We start from the raw sequence: 16187 nt of genomic DNA on the forward strand, positions 1-16187 counted from the left end.
GCGGATTCGAAACGATCGCTGTAAGAACCGTCGGCCGCGAAAGCCCCTCACCTTCGTTTCGTCGGTAACGGGTCGAACCCCGTCGACCCCCTACCGATCGATGGTCGGCAACCCGACTGACCAGGCACGGGACGCCTCCCCGTCATCGGACACCAACAACAGTCGATCACCCTGCGACGCCACCGCCACGGCGGTGTTCCCACCATCCGGCACAGGGGTCGGCATGACCATCAGTCGCCATGAATCCCCCGAATCGACGGAGAGCCACACTCCGTGACCACCGCCATCCCCCGTCACCGCGACCAACTCCCGCCCCGCCGGCACCAGGGCGTCGACCGTGGACACCCCCGGACCGGCCGCGCCGAACCCGCCGGCCCGACGCCACTCGTCACCCACCAGCCGCCAGGTCGCGAACCCGTCGCGCACCGGGCCCACCGCCACCACGGCACCGCCGACCGACGCCACCCGCTGCGCCTGGCCACGCCCGTCCGACACCGGCAGCGCCACCCGCCGCCAGGCCCGCCCGTCGGCCGAGGACCAGGCCAGGGGCGCCTGGGCCGTCGCGCCGGGCGGCAGCACCGCGCCCACCACCCACCACCCCGACGGCACGGCCACCGCGTCGTACGCGACCGTCCGGCCCCGCCCGTCGCCGGCGAGCTCCGCGACGCCCTCCCGGATCGTGAAGCGCTCGCCGTCCGGCGACGTCCACACCGCCGCCCCGTCGACCCGGGCCCCCGCGATCAGCCAACCGGTCGGGCCCGCCGCCAGCCGCGCCACGCTCACCGCGCGCGGGCCCGCGTACAGCTCGAAGGACGCGGGCGCCTCCCGCAACTCCCCGCCCGGCGACTGCGACCAGGTGCCCGTACGCGGGTTGCCGTGCGCGCCGCCGTTCTTCGCCCCGAGCGCCGCCAGCCGGCCGTCGCGGCACGCCGCCGCGTAGAGCACGTGCTGACGGCCGTAGTGGCTCGACGGCGACAACGGCAGGGCCGCCCACGAGACGCCGTCGGTGCTGCTCCAGGCCGCCGGCCGGGTCTCCCCCGCCGCGTCGGCCAGCCCGCCGACCACGTACCACCGGTCGGCACAGGCCACGGCGTCGCGCAGCAGCGGCCGGCCGGACGCGCCCGGCGGCGCGGGCAGGGTCAGCGGCTGCCACCGCGGCCGCAGCGGCTCGTCGGCGGGCTCCGCCGGGGCGCGGTCGCAGCCGGCCAGCAGCACCACGAGGACGCCGAGCACCGCCACCAGTCGCCGGGTCCACATGGATCAGATGCTATCGATCCATGGCCCCCGCGAGGAGTCCCCGGAGCGCACGGCGGCGTGTCGCGTTGCCCCGTGGGGCGGTCAGGAGGTGGGCTGGGCGACCTCGCCGCCGGCGGTCTCGGCGAGGATCCGCTCGGCGACCTCCTTCATGGTCATCCGGTGGTCCATCGCCGTGCGCTGGATCCACTTGAACGCCTGCGGCTCGCTCATCCCGTACGTCGTCATCAGCGCGCCCTTGGCGCGCTCGACCGTCTTGCGGATCTCCAGCCGGTCGGTCAACCCCGCGACCTCCGCCTCCAGAGCGGCGATCTCCGAGTAGCGCGACAGCGCGATCTCCACCGCCGGGACCAGGTCGCTCTTCTGGAAGGGCTTCACGAGGTACGCCATCGCGCCGGCCGCCCGCGCGCGCTCCACCAGGTCACGCTGGCTGAACGCGGTCAGGATGATCACCGGGGCGATCCGGGCGCCCGCGATCCGCTCGGCGGCGGCCAGGCCGTCCATGATCGGCATCTTGATGTCGAGGATGACCAGATCCGGCTTCAGCTCCTCGGCGAGCCGGACGGCGGTCTCCCCGTCACCGGCCTCGCCGACGACCTCGTACCCCTCCTCGACGAGCATCTCGGCGAGGTCCAGCCGGATCAGCGCCTCGTCCTCGGCGATCAGAACGCGCCTGCGCTCGACGTCCGTCTGCGTCTCGGCCACGAGCCACTCCCACCAGTCTGTGCTCGACACCCGCGGTGCCGGGTGTCGCCGCCCTTAGCGTAGTGGGTAGTCTGTCAGGGCCGAATCATGGAACCGCCCTCGTAGCCCAACCGGCAGCAGGCAATGGACTCAAAATCCATACAGTGTGGGTTCGAATCCCACCGAGGGCACCAGAAATTGTCGTACACATGTTCGACAGTGGCGAGGTGCATCCATCCGAGATCCGCGCTCGCGCCCAGCGGTTGCACCTCTCCGGAGCGAGCATCGCCGACACCGCCCGCAGTGTCGGCCTCTCCTACCACACCGTGTGGCACTGGTGCCGTGACCGGCCAGAACCGCTCATGCAGCCGACTGCGCTGCGCTGCTTCCGCTGCCGACCGACCGTCGGCAAGCCGACAAGTGTGGCCGCCTACGCCTACCTCCTGGGCCTCTACCTCGGCGACGGCCACCTCGTCACGACCGCACGCGTCCCGGTGCTACGCATCTACTGCTCGGACGCCTGGCCCGACCTGATCACCCGCTGCGAGCAGGCCATGCGAGACGTGCTGGCTGGTGCGGTGCAGCGGGTGCAGAAGCAGGGCTGCGTAGGTGTTCAGAGTTACGGCAAACACTGGCTGTGTCTGCTGCCCCAGCACGGGCCCGGCAAGAAGCACGAACGGCCGATCGTCCTCGCCGACTGGCAGAAGGAGATCATCACCAGGTTCCCCGGCGACTTCGTGCGCGGCCTGTTCCACTCCGACGGGTGCCGCTTCGCCAACCGGGTCACCGTCCGGGGCAAGGAGTACGTCTACCCCCGCTACATGTTCAGCAACGAGTCGACCGACATCATGGGGCTGTGCCAGTGGGCGCTGCACCTGCTCGGCGTCGCATGGCGGATGACCCGCCGCAACTGCCTCTCGGTGGCGCGCCGGGAGGCGGTCGCCGCCCTCGACCGCCACGTCGGCCCCAAGTCCTGACCCGCACCTCCGAAGTCCTGACGCGATGGTCCCGGCCCGGGATCGCCGCCACCACGAGCACAAGCAGTGCCGGGACGGGTGCCGCCGCGTCGACCAGGGACGGGTGGGACGTCAGGGATGTCATGCGGGGTCGTTGGCAACCCTGATGTTCCACCCGTCCCCGCACCATGCCGACGTCGGTGCGGGTCAGCCGAGTTCGGCCAGGGCCAGTGCCAGGTCGGCGCGCAGGTCTTCCGGGTCCTCCAGGCCGACGGAGATGCGCAGCAGGCCGCCACACGGCTTGGCCTCGCCCTCGACGGGTCGGTGGGTCAGCGAGGCCGGGTGCTGGATGAGGGTGTCGACGCCGCCCAGCGACACCGCGTGGGTGATCAGCCGGCAGGCGTTGGCCACGGCGGCTGCGGCAGGCGCGCCGCCGCGTACCTCGAAGGCGAGCAGGCTGCCCGGGCCGCTCATCTGCCGCCCGACGAGCCCGGCGGGGTCGTGCAGCGACGGGTGGTGCACGACGGCGACGGCGGGGTGGGTGGCGAGCCAGGCGGCGAGCTTCTCGGCGCCGGCCTGCTGGGCGCGCACGCGCACCGGCAGGGTCTGCAGGCCACGGTGCAGCAGGTACGCGCCGAGGGGGTGCAGGATCGCGCCGGTGAGGGCGCGGACCTGGCGCAGCCGGGCGGCCCAGTCGGCGTCGCAGGCGACCACGCCGGCGAGGACGTCGCCGTGTCCGCCGATGCTCTTGGTGGCGCTGTGCAGCACGAGCGTGGCGCCGTGGCGGGTGGGCTGCTGGAGCACGGGGGTGGCGACGGTGTTGTCGACGAGCAGCGGCACGTCGCCGGCGGCCCGGGCGAGGGCGGCGATGTCGACCAGGTCGAGGGTGGGGTTGGCCGGGGTCTCGGCGATCACCAGGGCGGTGTCGGGGCGGACTGCGGCGGCGACCTCGTCCGCGCGGGCCCAGGTGACGGTGGTGCCGAGCAGGCCGGTGGCGAGCACGTGGTCGGTGCCGCCGTAGAGGGGGCGGACGGCGACGAGGTGCCGCTTTCCGTCCCGGGTGGCGGCGAGCAGGGTGGCGGTGAGGGCGGCCATGCCGCTGGCGAAGGCGACGGCGTCGGTGGTGCCTTCGAGGTCGGCCAGGGCCGTCTCGAAGCGGGCCACGGTGGGGTTCCACAGGCGCTGGTAGACGGCGCTACCGCCTGCGGGAAGGGTGCCGCCGGTGGCGAGGGCCTCGTACGCGTCGCCGCCGGCGTCGACCGACGGCAGCGGGTTGGTGGTGGAGAAGTCGATGGGCGGCACGTGGACGCCGAGGGCGGCGAGGTCGTCGCGGCCGGCGTGCACGGCTCTGGTGTCCACGGTCGTCATGCCGGAAGGATCGAACATAGCGCCAACCCGGGGCAATAGTTCCGAACATGATTCGGTAATTGCACTTGGAGGCGCGGACAGATTCGATGGAAGATGCCTGCATGCCCCTTGCGACGAATGATGTGCGGCGGTTCGCCGACCTGGACGACACCGACCGGGCGATCCTGTCGGAGCTGGCCGCCGACGGCCGGCTGCCGAACAACGCCCTCGCCGAGCGGGTCGGGGTGGCCCCCTCGACGTGCCTGACGCGCACCCGCGCCCTACGGGAGCGCGGGGCGATCCGCGGGTTCCACGCGGAGGTGGATCCGGCGGCGGTGGGGCTGCCGTTGCAGGCGCTGGTGTCGGTGCGGTTGACCGCGCACGAGCGGGCGGCGGTGGACGCCTTCCGGGCCCGGTCCGTGCGGCTGCCGGGGGTGGTGGCGGTGTTCCACGTGGCGGGCGCGGAGGACTACGTGCTGCACGTACGGGCGGCCTCGGCGGACGCGCTGCGCGACTTCGTGCTGGACCATCTGGCCGTGGATCCGGCGGTGCTGCACACCCAGACGAGTCTGATCTTCGAGCAGGCACGCGGCATGGGATGAGGCCCGGCGGGCACCGTGAGCCTGGTTGCCGCGGGGAACAAAGCCGAGGTGGGCGGGGTTGGCCACTCGTGTGATCAACGTACCGCTGTCTGTTCTCGATCTCGCCCCCGTCGCGGCCGGCGCCACCGCCGGCGCGGCGCTGCGGCACACCACCGAGCTGGCCCGACGCACGGAGCAACTCGGGTACCGCCGGTTCTGGGTGGCCGAGCACCACAACATGCCGGCGATCGCGAGCTCCGCCCCGGCGGTGCTGCTCGCGCACCTGGCGGCGCACACGTCGACGATCCGGCTGGGCTCGGGCGGGGTGATGCTGCCCAACCACGCGCCGCTGGTGGTGGCCGAGCAGTTCGGCACGCTGGAGGCGCTGCACCCGGGCCGCATCGACCTGGGCATCGGCCGCGCCCCGGGCACCGACCAGGTGACCGCGCTGGCGCTGCGCCGGACGATGGAGGGGCTGTCGGCGGAGGGCTTCCCCCGGGAGCTGGCGGACCTGATGAACTACTTCAGCGGCGAGCGGCCGGGCCCGATCACGGCCACCCCGGGCCTCGGCGAGCAGCCGGCGGTCTGGCTGCTCGGCTCCAGCGGGTTCAGCGCCCAGCTGGCGGGGCTGCTGGGCCTGCCGTTCTCCTTCGCGCACCACTTCAGCGCGCAGAACACGGTTCCCGCGCTGGCGCTGTACCGGCAGCACTTCCGGCCGTCGAAGTGGCTGGACGCGCCGTACGCGATGGTGGCCGTCAACGCGGTCTGCGCGGACACCGACGAGCGGGCGGAGTGGCTGGCGGGGCCGGCGGCGCTGTCGTTCCTGCGGCTGCGTTCGGGTCGGCCGGAGCCCCTGTCGACGCCGGACGAGGCGGCGGCGTACCCGTACACGCAGGCCGAGCGCGAGTTCGTGCGTCAGCGCCGCGACGGGCAGGCGACGGGCTCGCCCGAGACCGTACGACGGCAGCTCGACGAGCTGCTGGCGCGCACCGGCGCCGACGAGCTGATGCTGACCACGCTCGTGTACGACGTGGCCGACCGGGTGCGCTCGTACGAGCTGATCGCCGAGCGGGTGGCCGGCGGCCTGCGCAGCGAGGGCTGAAACACGATCTTCACGTCGGCGTCACCGGGGCGACGCGTGGCCCGCCTAGGTTTGTCCTCGGTGGTGGTACGGCATTTCCGGTCGGGACGGGTCGGGGATGCCGCGGTGTGGGGCACCGGGCCGGAGCTGTGCGGATTCCGCGGCTGCGGCCCGGTGCCTTTTTCTCTCGTCCCACCACCGGCCGGCGGAGCGCCCCGAGGCGCCGCCGCCGGCCGGGTACCGGGTTCAGCGCAGGTGGATGTCGGGCGTGGGCGGGGCGGCCATCTGGTCGCCGAGGAAGAAGCCCGGGTGCGGGGGCTGGTTGTAGGCGGTGTTCTGCCAGGCGACCGCCACCCGGTACTGCGGGTCGTGCATGAGCGTGTAGATCCGGGTGCTGGTGGGCGTGGGCGTGCTGTAGATCCGCAGGGCGCGGCTGTCGCTGGTGCGCCAGACGACCTCCTCGCGCCAGTCGCCGAACAGGTCGGCGGAGAGCGCCGGGTTGGACTTGGTGCCGTTGTTCGCCGCCACGCCGCTCGCGGTGAGCAGTCGGGTGTCGCCGCCGGTGCCGTACTTGTCGATCCGGGTGCCGTCGAGCAGCTCCCGTACCGGGTCGCCGTCCCACCAGGCGAGGAAGTTCGCCGAGGACGGCCGGCGCCCGCCGACGGCACCGTTGGCGTTGTAGAGGTCGCCCATGTGGGTGCCGGCACCCCAGAACTCGGCGCCGGGGCTGCCGGCGTGGATGTCGGCGGCGACGCCCCGGCCGGGGCCCTCCGCTCCCCCGTTGTTCGGTCGCTGCCAGACGACCTGGCCGGTGCGGGCGTCGTGCAGGTCGGCCGCCGGCTGGTTGCCGGACTCGTGGATCGTGAAGACCTCCAGGCCGGCGCGGGCGGGGACGAGGTCGCCGACGTGCAGGGCGTCGCCGTGGCCGAAGCCGGTGGCGTACCTGAGGCGGCCGTCGTCGTCGATGGTGGCGGAGCCGTACACGATCTCCTGCCGGCCGTCGGCGTCGACGTCGGCGACGGAGAGGTTGTGGTTGCCCTGACCGAAGGCGGCGCCGTTGCCCGAGGCGTTCGAGTCGAAGGTCCACCGCTTGCGCAGGGTGCCGTCGCGGAAGTCCCAGGCCGCCACGACCGCCCGGGTGTAGTAGCCGCGGGCCATCACCAGTGACGGCCGCCGCCCGTCGAGGTAGGCGGTGGCGGCGAGGAAGCGGTCGACCCGGTTGCCGTAGCTGTCGCCCCAGGAGGAGACCGTGCCGCGCGGCGGGTCGTAGGCGACGGTGGAGAGGACCGCGCCGGTGCGGCCGTCGAACATGCTCAGGTACTCGGGGCCGGCGAGGACGTACCCGCTGGAGTTGCGGTGGTCGGCGGTGGCGGAGCCGACGACCTGGCCGGTGCCGGAGCGGGTGCCGTCGGCGGTCTTCATGGCCACCTCGGCGCGGCCGTCGCCGTCGTAGTCGTACACCTGGAACTGGGTGTAGTGGGCACCGGCGCGGATGTTGCGGCCCAGGTCGACGCGCCACAGCCGGGTGCCGGTGATGGTGTACGCATCGACGTACACGTTGCCGGTGTAGCCGGACTGGGAGTTGTCCTTGGCGTTCGACGGCTCCCACTTGACCACGAACTCGTAGTCGCCGTCGCCGTCGAGGTCCCCGACGGAGGCGTCGTTGGCGGAGTACGTGTAGCTCTCACCGCTGGGCGTGCTGCCGCCGGGCGGCACCTGCAACGGCACGTCGAGGTAGCCGGCGGGGAACTGGAGCGCGGCCGCGGAGGGGGCCTGTTCCGTACCGCCGACCACGGCGCGCACGGTGTAGGTGGCGTCCGCCGCCGCGCCGCCGTCGAGGTAGTTGGTGGCCCCGGTGATCGGGCTGCTGTTGACCCTGGTCGCGCCGCGGTAGAGGTTGAAGGCCACCCCGGTGGTCTCGGTGCCGAGCAGCCGCCAGGAGACCAGGTTGCCGGTGCCGGAGCGGACGCTGACCAGCCCCCGGTCGAGGTCCTCCATCTGCACCGCCCCGGCCGGGGGCTCGGTGGGCGGCGGCGTCGTGGGCGGCGGGGTCGTGGGCGGCGGACTGCTCGGCGGCGGCGTGGTCGGGCCGCCGGTGGGTGCGGCGCCGGTGCAGGCGGTGCCGTTGAGGGCGAAGCTGGTGGGCGACGGGTTGCTCCCGCTCCACGAGCCGTTGAAACCGAAGGCGGTGCTCGCGCCGGTGGCGATCACCGCGTTGTGGTCGACGTTGCGGGCGGTCACCTGGGCGCCGGACTGGGTGACGAGCGCGTTCCACGCCTGGGTGACCTGCTGACCGGCGGCGTACGACCAGGTCAGGGTCCAGCCGTTCACCGGATCACCCAGGTTGGTGACGGTGACGTCGGCGCCGAAGCCGCCGGGCCACTGGTTGGTGATGCGGTGCTCGACGCGGCAACCGGCGGCGGCCGCCGCGGCGGTGAGGGTGGGCAGCGTACCGGCGACGAGTGCGGCCGCGGCGGCTGCGGCGAGCAGCGCGACGCGGCGGTGGGTGAAGGGCATGGGGGTGTCCTCCGGAGAGGTCGGGCGCGCGGGGCAGCCGCCGCCGGCCTGCCCGGGCCGGCGGAGGTACGCGCCGCGCTGGCGGCGGTGGTCCGACGCCGCGATCCGGCGTCGGTGTCGACGCCGCCGATCCGGCGCCGGCACTGCGGCGTCGATGCTCCGGCGGGCGGCGTCGAGGGAGTGGCTCCGCGCACCTGCGATGTTAGGGCAAGCGCTTTCTGCGGACAATCCGCTCTTCCTCCCGGGTCCCGACCCTCCCTGCCGGCCTCCCCCACGCCGGGGAATGCCCGGCGCTTCCCTTGCCCCCGGCCAGGATTCTTGATCGACTCAGGGCGTGGCTGAGCACATGACCCCGGACGAGTTCCGACGCGCCGGACACGCCGTCGTGGACTGGATCGCCGACTACTGGGCGACGCTGGAGCGGCGGCCCGTGACCTCGCAGGACCCGCCCGGCACGGTCGCCGCCCGGCTGCCGGCCGGCCCGCCCGAGCACGGCGAGCCGGTGGAAGCCGTCCTCGCCGACCTGGACACCCTGATCACCCCCGGGCTGACCCACTGGCAGCACCCCGGCTTCTTCGGCTACTTCCCCGCCAACACCTCGGGGCCCAGCGTGCTGGGCGACCTGGTCAGCGCGGGACTGGGCGTGCAGGGGATGCTCTGGGCGACCGGGCCGGCGTGCACCGAGTTGGAGACCGTGCTGCTGGACTGGCTCGCCGACCTGCTGGACCTGCCGAAGCGGTTCCGCTCCGGCACCGCGGGCGGCGGGGTGATCCAGGACTCGGCGTCCTCGGCGACGCTGGTGGCGACCCTGGTCGCGTTGCACCGCGCCGGCGGCGGCCGCTGGCGCGAGGCCGGCGTCGACCGCCGCTACCGGGCCTACGCCTCCACCCAGGGCCACTCGTCCATCGAGAAGGCGGCGCGGATCGCCGGGCTGGGCGCCGAGGGCGTACGGCCGGTCGAGGTCGACCCGCGTACGCAGGCGATGTCCCCGGCGGCGCTGCGCGCGGCGATCGAGGCGGACGTGGCCGCCGGCGTCGTGCCGGCGATCGTGGTGGCCACCGTCGGCACCACCTCCACGACCGCCATCGACCCGCTGCCGGAGATCGGTGCGATCTGCGCCGAGTACGGGATCTTCCTGCACGTCGACGCGGCGTACGCGGGGGCGGCGGCGGTCTGCCCCGAGCTGCGGTTCGGGCACGCCGGCCTGGAGTACGCCGACTCGTACTGCTTCGACCCGCACAAGTGGCTGCTGACCGGCTTCGACTGCGACGCGTTCTGGGTGGCCGACACGGCGGAGCTGATCGAGGCGCTCAGCGTACTGCCCGAGTACCTGCGCAACGCCGCCACCGAGTCCGGTGCGGTGATCGACTACCGGGACTGGCAGGTGCCGCTGGGCCGCCGGTTCCGGGCGTTGAAGCTGTGGTTCGTGCTGCGCTGGTACGGCGCCGAGGGGCTGCGGGCGCACATCCGCTCCGGCGTGGCGCTCGCCGCCCGGTTCGCCGACCGGGTACGCGCCGACGCCCGGTTCGCGCTGGTGGGGGCGCACCCGTACGCGCTGGTGTGCTTCCGACTCGAGGCGGACGACGAGGTCAACGCGGAGCTGCTGGCCCGGGTGAACGCCACGGGCCGGGTGCACCTGACGCACACCCGGGTGAACGGCCGGTACACGCTGCGCCTGGCCGTCGGCTCCCCGCACACCACCGAGGTCCACGTCGACGAGGCGTGGAGCCTCCTCACGGACGCCGCGAGCGCCCTCCTCCCCCACTGACGCGGCAGCGGCGAGATCTTGGTAGGAATCGGCCCCTGGAGGGGCACGTTTCTACCAAGATCTCCGCGATGGGCCGCCGGACGGGCGGGACGTCAGCGGTCGCCGCCCGAGGAAACCGCCGCCGGGGTCGGGAGACGGTCCTCGGCCGAGGCCACCGCAGAGGGGACCACCGCCGAGGGGACGGCCGCCGAGGGGACCGCCGCCGGGGGGACGGCCGCCGAGGGGACCGCCGCCGAGGGGACGGCGGCGAGGGCGGTCGCGGCCACGTCGCGCTGGCGGCGGGTACGCAGCAGCGCCCGGACGGCCAGCGCCAGGGCGGCGACCCAGGCGACGGCCAGCAGGGCGTAGACGGCCGGTCGGGCCGGGCCGTCGAGGTCGGCCGAGCGCATCAGCGTACGGGCGTTGGTCAGCACGATCACGCCACCGATCGCCGCGCCGAGCAGTTGGGCGGGGACGATGCGTACGAGCCAGGCCGCGATCGGCGCGGCGATCAGGCCGCCGATGAGCAGCGCGGCGACCATGGGCAGCAGGAAGCCCTCCGAGCCGAGGCCGATCAGGAAGCCGAGGCTGGCGGCGCCGGCGACCACGAACTCGGACGTGTCGACCGAGCCGATCACCTTGCGCGGCTCCATCCGCCCGCTGACCAGCAGGGCCGGTGTGGCGACCGGGCCCCATCCCCCGCCGCCGGTGGCGTCGACGAAGCCGGCGACCAGGCCGAGCGGGCCGAGAAAGCGGCCCCGCAGCCGGCCGCCGCGCCGGTCGGTGCGCAACGGCCGGGAGAAGCGCACCAGCAGGTACGCGCCGAGGGTGAACAGGATGCCGGCCATCCACGGGGCGGCCGACTCGGTGGAGATCGAGCTGAGGAAGGTCGCGCCGGCGAACGCGCCCACGGCGCCCGGGAGGGCGATCCGGGAGACGACCCGCCAGTCGACGTTGCCGAACCGCCAGTGCGACACCCCGGCGGCGAGCGTGGTGCCGATCTCGGCCAGGTGCACGGACGCCGACGCGGCAGCCGGCGCCACCCCGACGAGCAGCAGCAACGTGGAGGAGGTCAGCCCGTACGCCATGCCGAGCGCGCCGTCGACGAGTTGCGCGGCGAGCCCGACCAGCGCGAGGACCAGCAGCTTGCGCACGAGCGCCCCCTGTCTTTTCGGCATCTCCTATCGACTTGGTCGACAATGCGGCACGGCCCCTGCCCCGGTCAAGCCTCCAACCGGTCAGTGAGACGACACGACCGCTCCGGCCACCACGGCTGCGGGGCGGTCGCGCCATGGGTCAGGTCCACGCGGGGTCGGCGGGCCAGCTCGACGACCCGGCCCGGCGGGGCGGGCGGGGCCGCGGGTCAGGTCCAGGCAGAGGCGGCGGCGACGATCCGGCCCGGAAGGGTGCGGTCGCGCGGCGGATCAGGTCCAGGCGCGGGGGTCGGCGGCCAGCTCGACGACCCGGCCCGGCAGGGTGCCGCCGGCCACGTCGGCGACGGTGACCAGCTCCAGGATCTCGCGCTCGCTGGCCCGCAGGGCGATCCACACCTCCTGGAGGGCCCGGGCGGCCCCGTGGTAGCCCAGTTCCTCGGGCCGCTGTCCGCGTACGTGCGCGAGCGGTCCGTCGATCACCCGGATCACCTCGGCCAGGGAGATCTCCCCGGCCGGCCGGGCCAGCCAGTAGCCGCCCTCCGGGCCTCGCTGGGCCTGCACGATGCCGCCCCGGCGCAGCTGCAACAGGATGCTCTCCAGGAACTTCGGCGGGATCTCCTGGGCGCGGGCGATCTGGTCGGCGGTAACGGGCCGGCTTCGCCCGGGCCCGGCTTCGCCGGTCACCGAGGCGAGCTCGACGACCGCGCGGAGGGCGTAGTCGACCCGGGCGGAGAGGCGCATGCGGCAAGGTTAGTCGCCTGGTCGCCCCGCCCGGACGATCACCCCTCAGCCGATCGGCCGGTGACGATGCGGCGACGAGCCACGAGCTCCCCCCGACGGACCGGACCGGACGAGGCCGGGCCGACCGGCCGGCGAGACCACGCCGGACCATGCCGGGCCGCGCCGGTCAGTCGCCGACGCGGCGCAGCAGCCCTTCCTGCACGGCGCTGGCGATGTGGTGCCCCTCGGTGGTGAACATGCGCCCGGTGGCGAGCCCCCGGGCGCCGGACGCCGACGGGCTCCAGCAGTCGTAGAGGAACCAGTCGTCGGCACGGAACGGCCGGTGGAACCACAGTGCGTGGTCGAGGCTCGCCCCGACCACGCCGCCCGGACCCCAGACCTCGCCGTGCACCGACAGCACCGAGTCCAGCAGCGTCAGGTCGGAGGCGTACGTCAGCGCGCAGGCGTGCAGCAGCGGATCGTCGGGCAGCTTGCCGTCGATGCGCATCCAGACCCGCTGGTGCGGGTCGGCGGGCCGGTCGCCGGGGCGTACCCAGCCGGGCTCGCCCACGTAGCGGACGTCGATCGGGCGCGGGATCTGCGCCCAGATGCCGAGCCGCTCCGGATAGCGGGCGAGCCGGTCGGTCATCGTCGGGACCTCGTCCGGGCCCGGCACGTCCGGCGGGGTGGGGGCCTGGTGGTCCAGGCCCTCCTCCGTGCGCTGGAACGACGCCGACATGAAGAAGATCGGCTTGTCGTGCTGGAGCGCCACCGAGCGGCGCACCGAGAACGAGCGGCCGTCGCGGACGTTCTCGACCTCGTACACGATCGGCTCGGCGGGGTCGCCCGGGCGGACGAAGTAGCCGTGCAGGGAGTGCACGAAGCGGGCCGGGTCGACGGTGCGCCCGGCGGCGACCAGCGCCTGGCCGGCGACCTGGCCGCCGTACACCCGCTGGGGACCGACCGGGGGGCTCATCCCCCGGAAGGTCATCCCGCCGGTGTGGTCCAGGTCGAGCACCTCCAGGAGCTGGTCGACCGCGGCCTGCCCGACCGCGACGTCCGCGTCGCTCACTGCAAGGCCCTCGCCGACGCCGCGTCGACCAGCGACCCGAGCTGGTGTACGCGCAGCGTGTTGGTCGAGCCGGGGGTGCCGGGCGGGCTGCCGGCGACGATCACCACGTAGTCGCCGGGGTTGGCCCGGTCGAGCCCGAGCAGCGCCTGGTCGACCTGCCGGAACATGTCGTCGGTGTGCTCGACGAACGGCATCAGGAACGTCTCCACGCCCCAGCAGAGGGCGAGCTGGTTGCGCACCTCGGGCACCGGGGTGAAGGCCAGCAGCGGCAGGTCGCAGTGCAGCCGGGAGAGCCGCTTGACGGTGTCACCGGTCTGCGAGAAGGCGACCATCGCCTTGGCGCCGATGGCCCGGGCGATCGAGGAGGCGGCGACGGTGAGCGCGCCACCGTGCGTACGGGGGTCGTGCTGAAGGCGCGGCACCCCGATCGAGCCGGCCTCGGTGGTGGTGATGATCTTCGCCATCGTGCTGACGGTGAGCACCGGGTACTTGCCGACGCTGGTCTCGCCGGAGAGCATCACCGCGTCCGCGCCGTCGAGCACGGCGTTGGCCACGTCGGAGGCCTCGGCGCGGGTCGGGCGGGAATTCTCGATCATGGAGTCGAGCATCTGGGTGGCCACGATGACCGGCTTGGCGTTCTCCCGGCAGAGCTGCACGGCGCGCTTCTGCACGAGCGGGACCTGGTCCAGCGGCAGCTCGACGCCGAGGTCGCCGCGGGCGACCATGACGCCGTCGAAGGCCAGCACGATCTGCTCCAGGCAGTCGACCGCCTCGGGCTTCTCGACCTTGGCGAGCACCGGCCGGTGCACGCCCTCCTCGGTCATGATGCCGTGCACCAGCTTGATGTCCTCCGCCGAGCGGACGAAGGAGAGCGCGATCAGGTCCACGCCCAGGCCGAGCGCGAAACGCAGGTCCTCGGCGTCCTTCTCGGACATGGCCGGCACGCTGACCGCCACGTTGGGCAGCGAGACGCCCTTGTTGTTGGAAACCGGGCCGCCCTCGGTGACGAGGCAGCGGATGTCGTTGCCGGTGACGTCGGTGACCTCGACGGCGACCCGGCCGTCGTCGATCAGCAGCCGGTCGCCGGGCTTGACCTCCTGCGGAAGCTTGCGGTAGGTGCAGGAGACCCGCTCCTTGGTGCCGAGGACGTCGTCGCCGGTGATCACGACCGAGTCGCCGGTGCGCCACTCGTGCGGGCCGTCGGCGAACCGGCCGAGCCGGATCTTCGGGCCCTGGAGGTCGGCGAGCACGGCCACCGGCCGGCCGGCCGCGTCGGCGGCCTCGCGGACCAGCCGGTAGACCGTCTCGTGGTCCTCGTGGCTGCCGTGGCTGAAGTTGAGCCGGGCCACGTTCATGCCGGCCTCGACGAGGCCGCGGATCCGCTCCGGCGACGAGGTGGCGGGCCCTAGAGTGCAGACGATTTTCGCGCGGCGTGTCACGCCCATCAGGCTAGTCTCTCCTCCGGGTCGCACCACGGGCCGACCCCTTCAGGATTGCGGAACATTGTCCAACGACGCGCGGCGGGCGCGCAGCCGGCGGGCGGAACCCACGCCGGAACGTCGAGGCGGCGGGCATCGGCGACCGCGCGCCGGAATCGTACGCCCCCGGCGCCACCGGACAGGCGGGTGCTCCCCGCCGCTCCCCCGGCGCACCGACCGAGCCCGCCCGGCGCGCGGGTGACCTCGCGGCCGGTCCGACCCGGTCCGTCCCGCACACGGCCGGCCCGGTCCGTCCCGCGCGGCGCGGCGCGCTCGGCGCCGGAGGCCGGCCGGAAGCGTCGTCGCCGTGCCGGCGGGCGGTTCAGCTCTGCGTCTTGACCAGCGGGAACTCCAGCGATCCCTCCGGGCAGAGGAAGGTCATCACGTCCACCCGGTAGAGCCCCGCCTGGACGGCCGGGTCGGCCTCCATCACGCTGCGCACGTCGTCCACCGAGCCGGTGCGGGCCAGGCCGAAGCCGATCGGCGGGTCCGGTTCGCGGGCCGGGCCGTCGACCGAACCGGCGATCAGGATGATCCCCCGTCGTTGCAGGGCCTGCATGTGCGCGAGGTGCTCGGCCTGCAACCGCTGCACCGTCTCCGCCGGCAGCGCCCGCCCGGCAGCGCCGGGATACAGCACGATGCATTCGTACGTGTCGAGCGCGAAGTCGACCTGCGGCACTCCCGTCATGGCGTTTCCTCCCGCGTCGCGCCGCACGCGGCGACGTGCGCTCGGTCGACTGACGGGCGAGCGCCCGTGGTCGACGTCGAGCCGGCACGGCCCAGCGTCGCACGGGCAGCCGGCCCGCACGGGTGCTCCGGCGAACTTGGTCCGCGCCCCGGCCCGGTTGCGGCCCGCTCGCGTCGTTTCGCCGGTTGACTCCGTCGGCGACCGGTCGTCCGGCGGCGGGAGGCTGTCCCACCCCCGCCCTAGGCTGCCGGCGTGGGTACGAGCTACCAGACGATCCTGGCCCTGGGCGGGCTGGCGCAGATTCGCAGGGTTCTGACCGACGTCGACACGGAGGCGTACGTGACGCCTGTCGGCGAGCGCCGGTGGGCGGTCGTCCCGCGCGAGGAAGAGGAGAGCGGCTACGCCGAGGTCGACGACCTGGCGCAGTTGATCACCCTGCTCACGCGCGAGCCGGCGGTCACCTTCGACGTCTTCGACTCCGACGTCATGCGGGCCACGGTGCACGCCGGCGGCCGGGAGGTGCACCGCTACCTCTCCGACCGGGGCTGGGTGACGGAATACTGGGACGACGACGACAACGAGGTCCTCGCCGGCTTCGACGGCACGCTCTACCCGCTGGACGCCCCGCCGCCGCCCGGCCCGAGCGGGGACGACCCGGCCGTGTTCGCCCCGCTGGGGGTCGGGGCGGTCGACATCGTCGCGCTCGGCGCGGCGCTGCGTGGGGAGGTGCCGCTCGACGACGCGCCCCGGCTGTTCGCCGAGTGCCGGCACCGGGCGATCCTCGACGCGCTGGGGCTGGACCCGTGCCCGCTGACCCGGCCCTTCCGCGACACCCACCTCGACCACGTGCCGGCCCCGGTGCACGTGCGGCCCGGGGGTGGGTGATCCCGGTCTCGATCCGCCCCGGT

14 protein-coding genes and 1 tRNA gene are annotated in these 16187 nt (G+C 73.8%); 6 read left to right on the forward strand and 9 right to left on the reverse strand.

All coding sequences use genetic code 11. From position 1 onward, the window contains the following. Positions 1-90: 90 nt before the first annotated feature. Both ACTMS2_RS07490 and ACTMS2_RS07495 read right to left on the reverse strand, forming a co-directional pair. Positions 91-1257 carry a hypothetical protein gene (locus tag ACTMS2_RS07490; protein ID WP_441174778.1) on the reverse strand — a complete coding sequence of 389 codons (1167 nt, stop codon included), beginning with the start codon at positions 1255-1257 and terminating at the stop codon, positions 91-93. 81 nt (positions 1258-1338) lie between these two features. Beyond that, a complete protein-coding gene (locus tag ACTMS2_RS07495) occupies positions 1339-1959 on the reverse strand; it encodes an ANTAR domain-containing response regulator (RefSeq protein ID WP_101411756.1) in 621 nt (206 codons plus the stop codon). Positions 1960-2054: 95 nt separating this feature from the next. On the opposite strand from ACTMS2_RS07495, the gene ACTMS2_RS07500 reads away from it, so the two are divergent. Both ACTMS2_RS07500 and ACTMS2_RS07505 read left to right on the forward strand, forming a co-directional pair. After that, a tRNA-Leu gene (locus tag ACTMS2_RS07500) sits at positions 2055-2132 on the forward strand. Between the two features lie 15 nt (positions 2133-2147). Continuing rightward, positions 2148-2915 (forward strand): helix-turn-helix domain-containing protein, encoded by a 768-nt coding sequence (locus ACTMS2_RS07505; protein ID WP_441174779.1) that lies wholly within the window; start codon positions 2148-2150, stop codon positions 2913-2915. Positions 2916-3101: 186 nt separating this feature from the next. Here the strand turns inward: ACTMS2_RS07505 and ACTMS2_RS07510 are convergent, their stop codons facing one another. Next, positions 3102-4280 carry a trans-sulfuration enzyme family protein gene (locus ACTMS2_RS07510; protein ID WP_441174780.1) on the reverse strand — a complete coding sequence of 393 codons (1179 nt, stop codon included), beginning with the start codon at positions 4278-4280 and terminating at the stop codon, positions 3102-3104. 83 nt (positions 4281-4363) lie between these two features. On the opposite strand from ACTMS2_RS07510, the gene ACTMS2_RS07515 reads away from it, so the two are divergent. Together ACTMS2_RS07515 and ACTMS2_RS07520 are read left to right on the forward strand one after the other, a co-directional pair. Next, complete coding sequence (locus ACTMS2_RS07515) at positions 4364-4843, forward strand: Lrp/AsnC family transcriptional regulator (protein ID WP_088999305.1); 480 nt, start codon at positions 4364-4366, stop codon at positions 4841-4843. Positions 4844-4913: 70 nt separating this feature from the next. After that, complete coding sequence (locus ACTMS2_RS07520; RefSeq protein WP_441175131.1) at positions 4914-5924, forward strand: LLM class flavin-dependent oxidoreductase; 1011 nt, start codon at positions 4914-4916, stop codon at positions 5922-5924. A gap of 225 nt (positions 5925-6149) precedes the next feature. Here the strand turns inward: ACTMS2_RS07520 and ACTMS2_RS07525 are convergent, their stop codons facing one another. Further along, complete coding sequence (locus ACTMS2_RS07525; RefSeq protein ID WP_441174781.1) at positions 6150-8420, reverse strand: cellulose binding domain-containing protein; 2271 nt, start codon at positions 8418-8420, stop codon at positions 6150-6152. 334 nt (positions 8421-8754) lie between these two features. Here ACTMS2_RS07525 and ACTMS2_RS07530 point away from each other — a divergent pair, with 334 nt between their 5' ends. After that, positions 8755-10188 (forward strand): pyridoxal-dependent decarboxylase, encoded by a 1434-nt coding sequence (locus ACTMS2_RS07530; protein WP_441174782.1) that lies wholly within the window; start codon positions 8755-8757, stop codon positions 10186-10188. Between the two features lie 92 nt (positions 10189-10280). Here the strand turns inward: ACTMS2_RS07530 and ACTMS2_RS07535 are convergent, their stop codons facing one another. The 5 genes from ACTMS2_RS07535 to ACTMS2_RS07555 form a co-directional block, all read right to left on the reverse strand. Next, positions 10281-11321: a TSUP family transporter gene (locus ACTMS2_RS07535; protein WP_441175132.1), complete on the reverse strand. Its 1041-nt coding sequence runs from the start codon at positions 11319-11321 to the stop codon at positions 10281-10283. A 270-nt stretch (positions 11322-11591) separates the two neighbouring features. Further along, positions 11592-12062, reverse strand: coding sequence for an RrF2 family transcriptional regulator (locus tag ACTMS2_RS07540; RefSeq protein ID WP_441174783.1), 471 nt, complete (start codon positions 12060-12062; stop codon positions 11592-11594). Between the two features lie 166 nt (positions 12063-12228). Then, positions 12229-13113, reverse strand: a complete 885-nt coding sequence (locus ACTMS2_RS07545; RefSeq protein WP_088999299.1) for an acyl-CoA thioesterase — start codon at positions 13111-13113, stop codon at positions 12229-12231. Beyond that, the gene (gene pyk, locus ACTMS2_RS07550; RefSeq protein WP_441174784.1) at positions 13110-14558 is read right to left on the reverse strand and encodes a pyruvate kinase; all 1449 of its coding nucleotides are present in this window, start codon (positions 14556-14558) and stop codon (positions 13110-13112) included. Before pyk ends, ACTMS2_RS07545 begins: the two co-directional genes overlap by 4 nt. Positions 14559-14913: 355 nt before the next feature. Then, positions 14914-15279, reverse strand: a complete 366-nt coding sequence (locus ACTMS2_RS07555) for a YciI family protein (protein ID WP_088999297.1) — start codon at positions 15277-15279, stop codon at positions 14914-14916. Between the two features lie 252 nt (positions 15280-15531). On the opposite strand from ACTMS2_RS07555, the gene ACTMS2_RS07560 reads away from it, so the two are divergent. Further along, positions 15532-16164 carry a hypothetical protein gene (locus tag ACTMS2_RS07560; RefSeq protein WP_441174785.1) on the forward strand — a complete coding sequence of 211 codons (633 nt, stop codon included), beginning with the start codon at positions 15532-15534 and terminating at the stop codon, positions 16162-16164. Positions 16165-16187 lie beyond the last annotated feature (23 nt).

Origin of the sequence: Micromonospora sp. SD12, assembly GCF_052068495.1 — a bacterium.
GTDB classification, from domain to species: Bacteria; Actinomycetota; Actinomycetes; order Mycobacteriales; family Micromonosporaceae; genus Micromonospora; species Micromonospora echinofusca.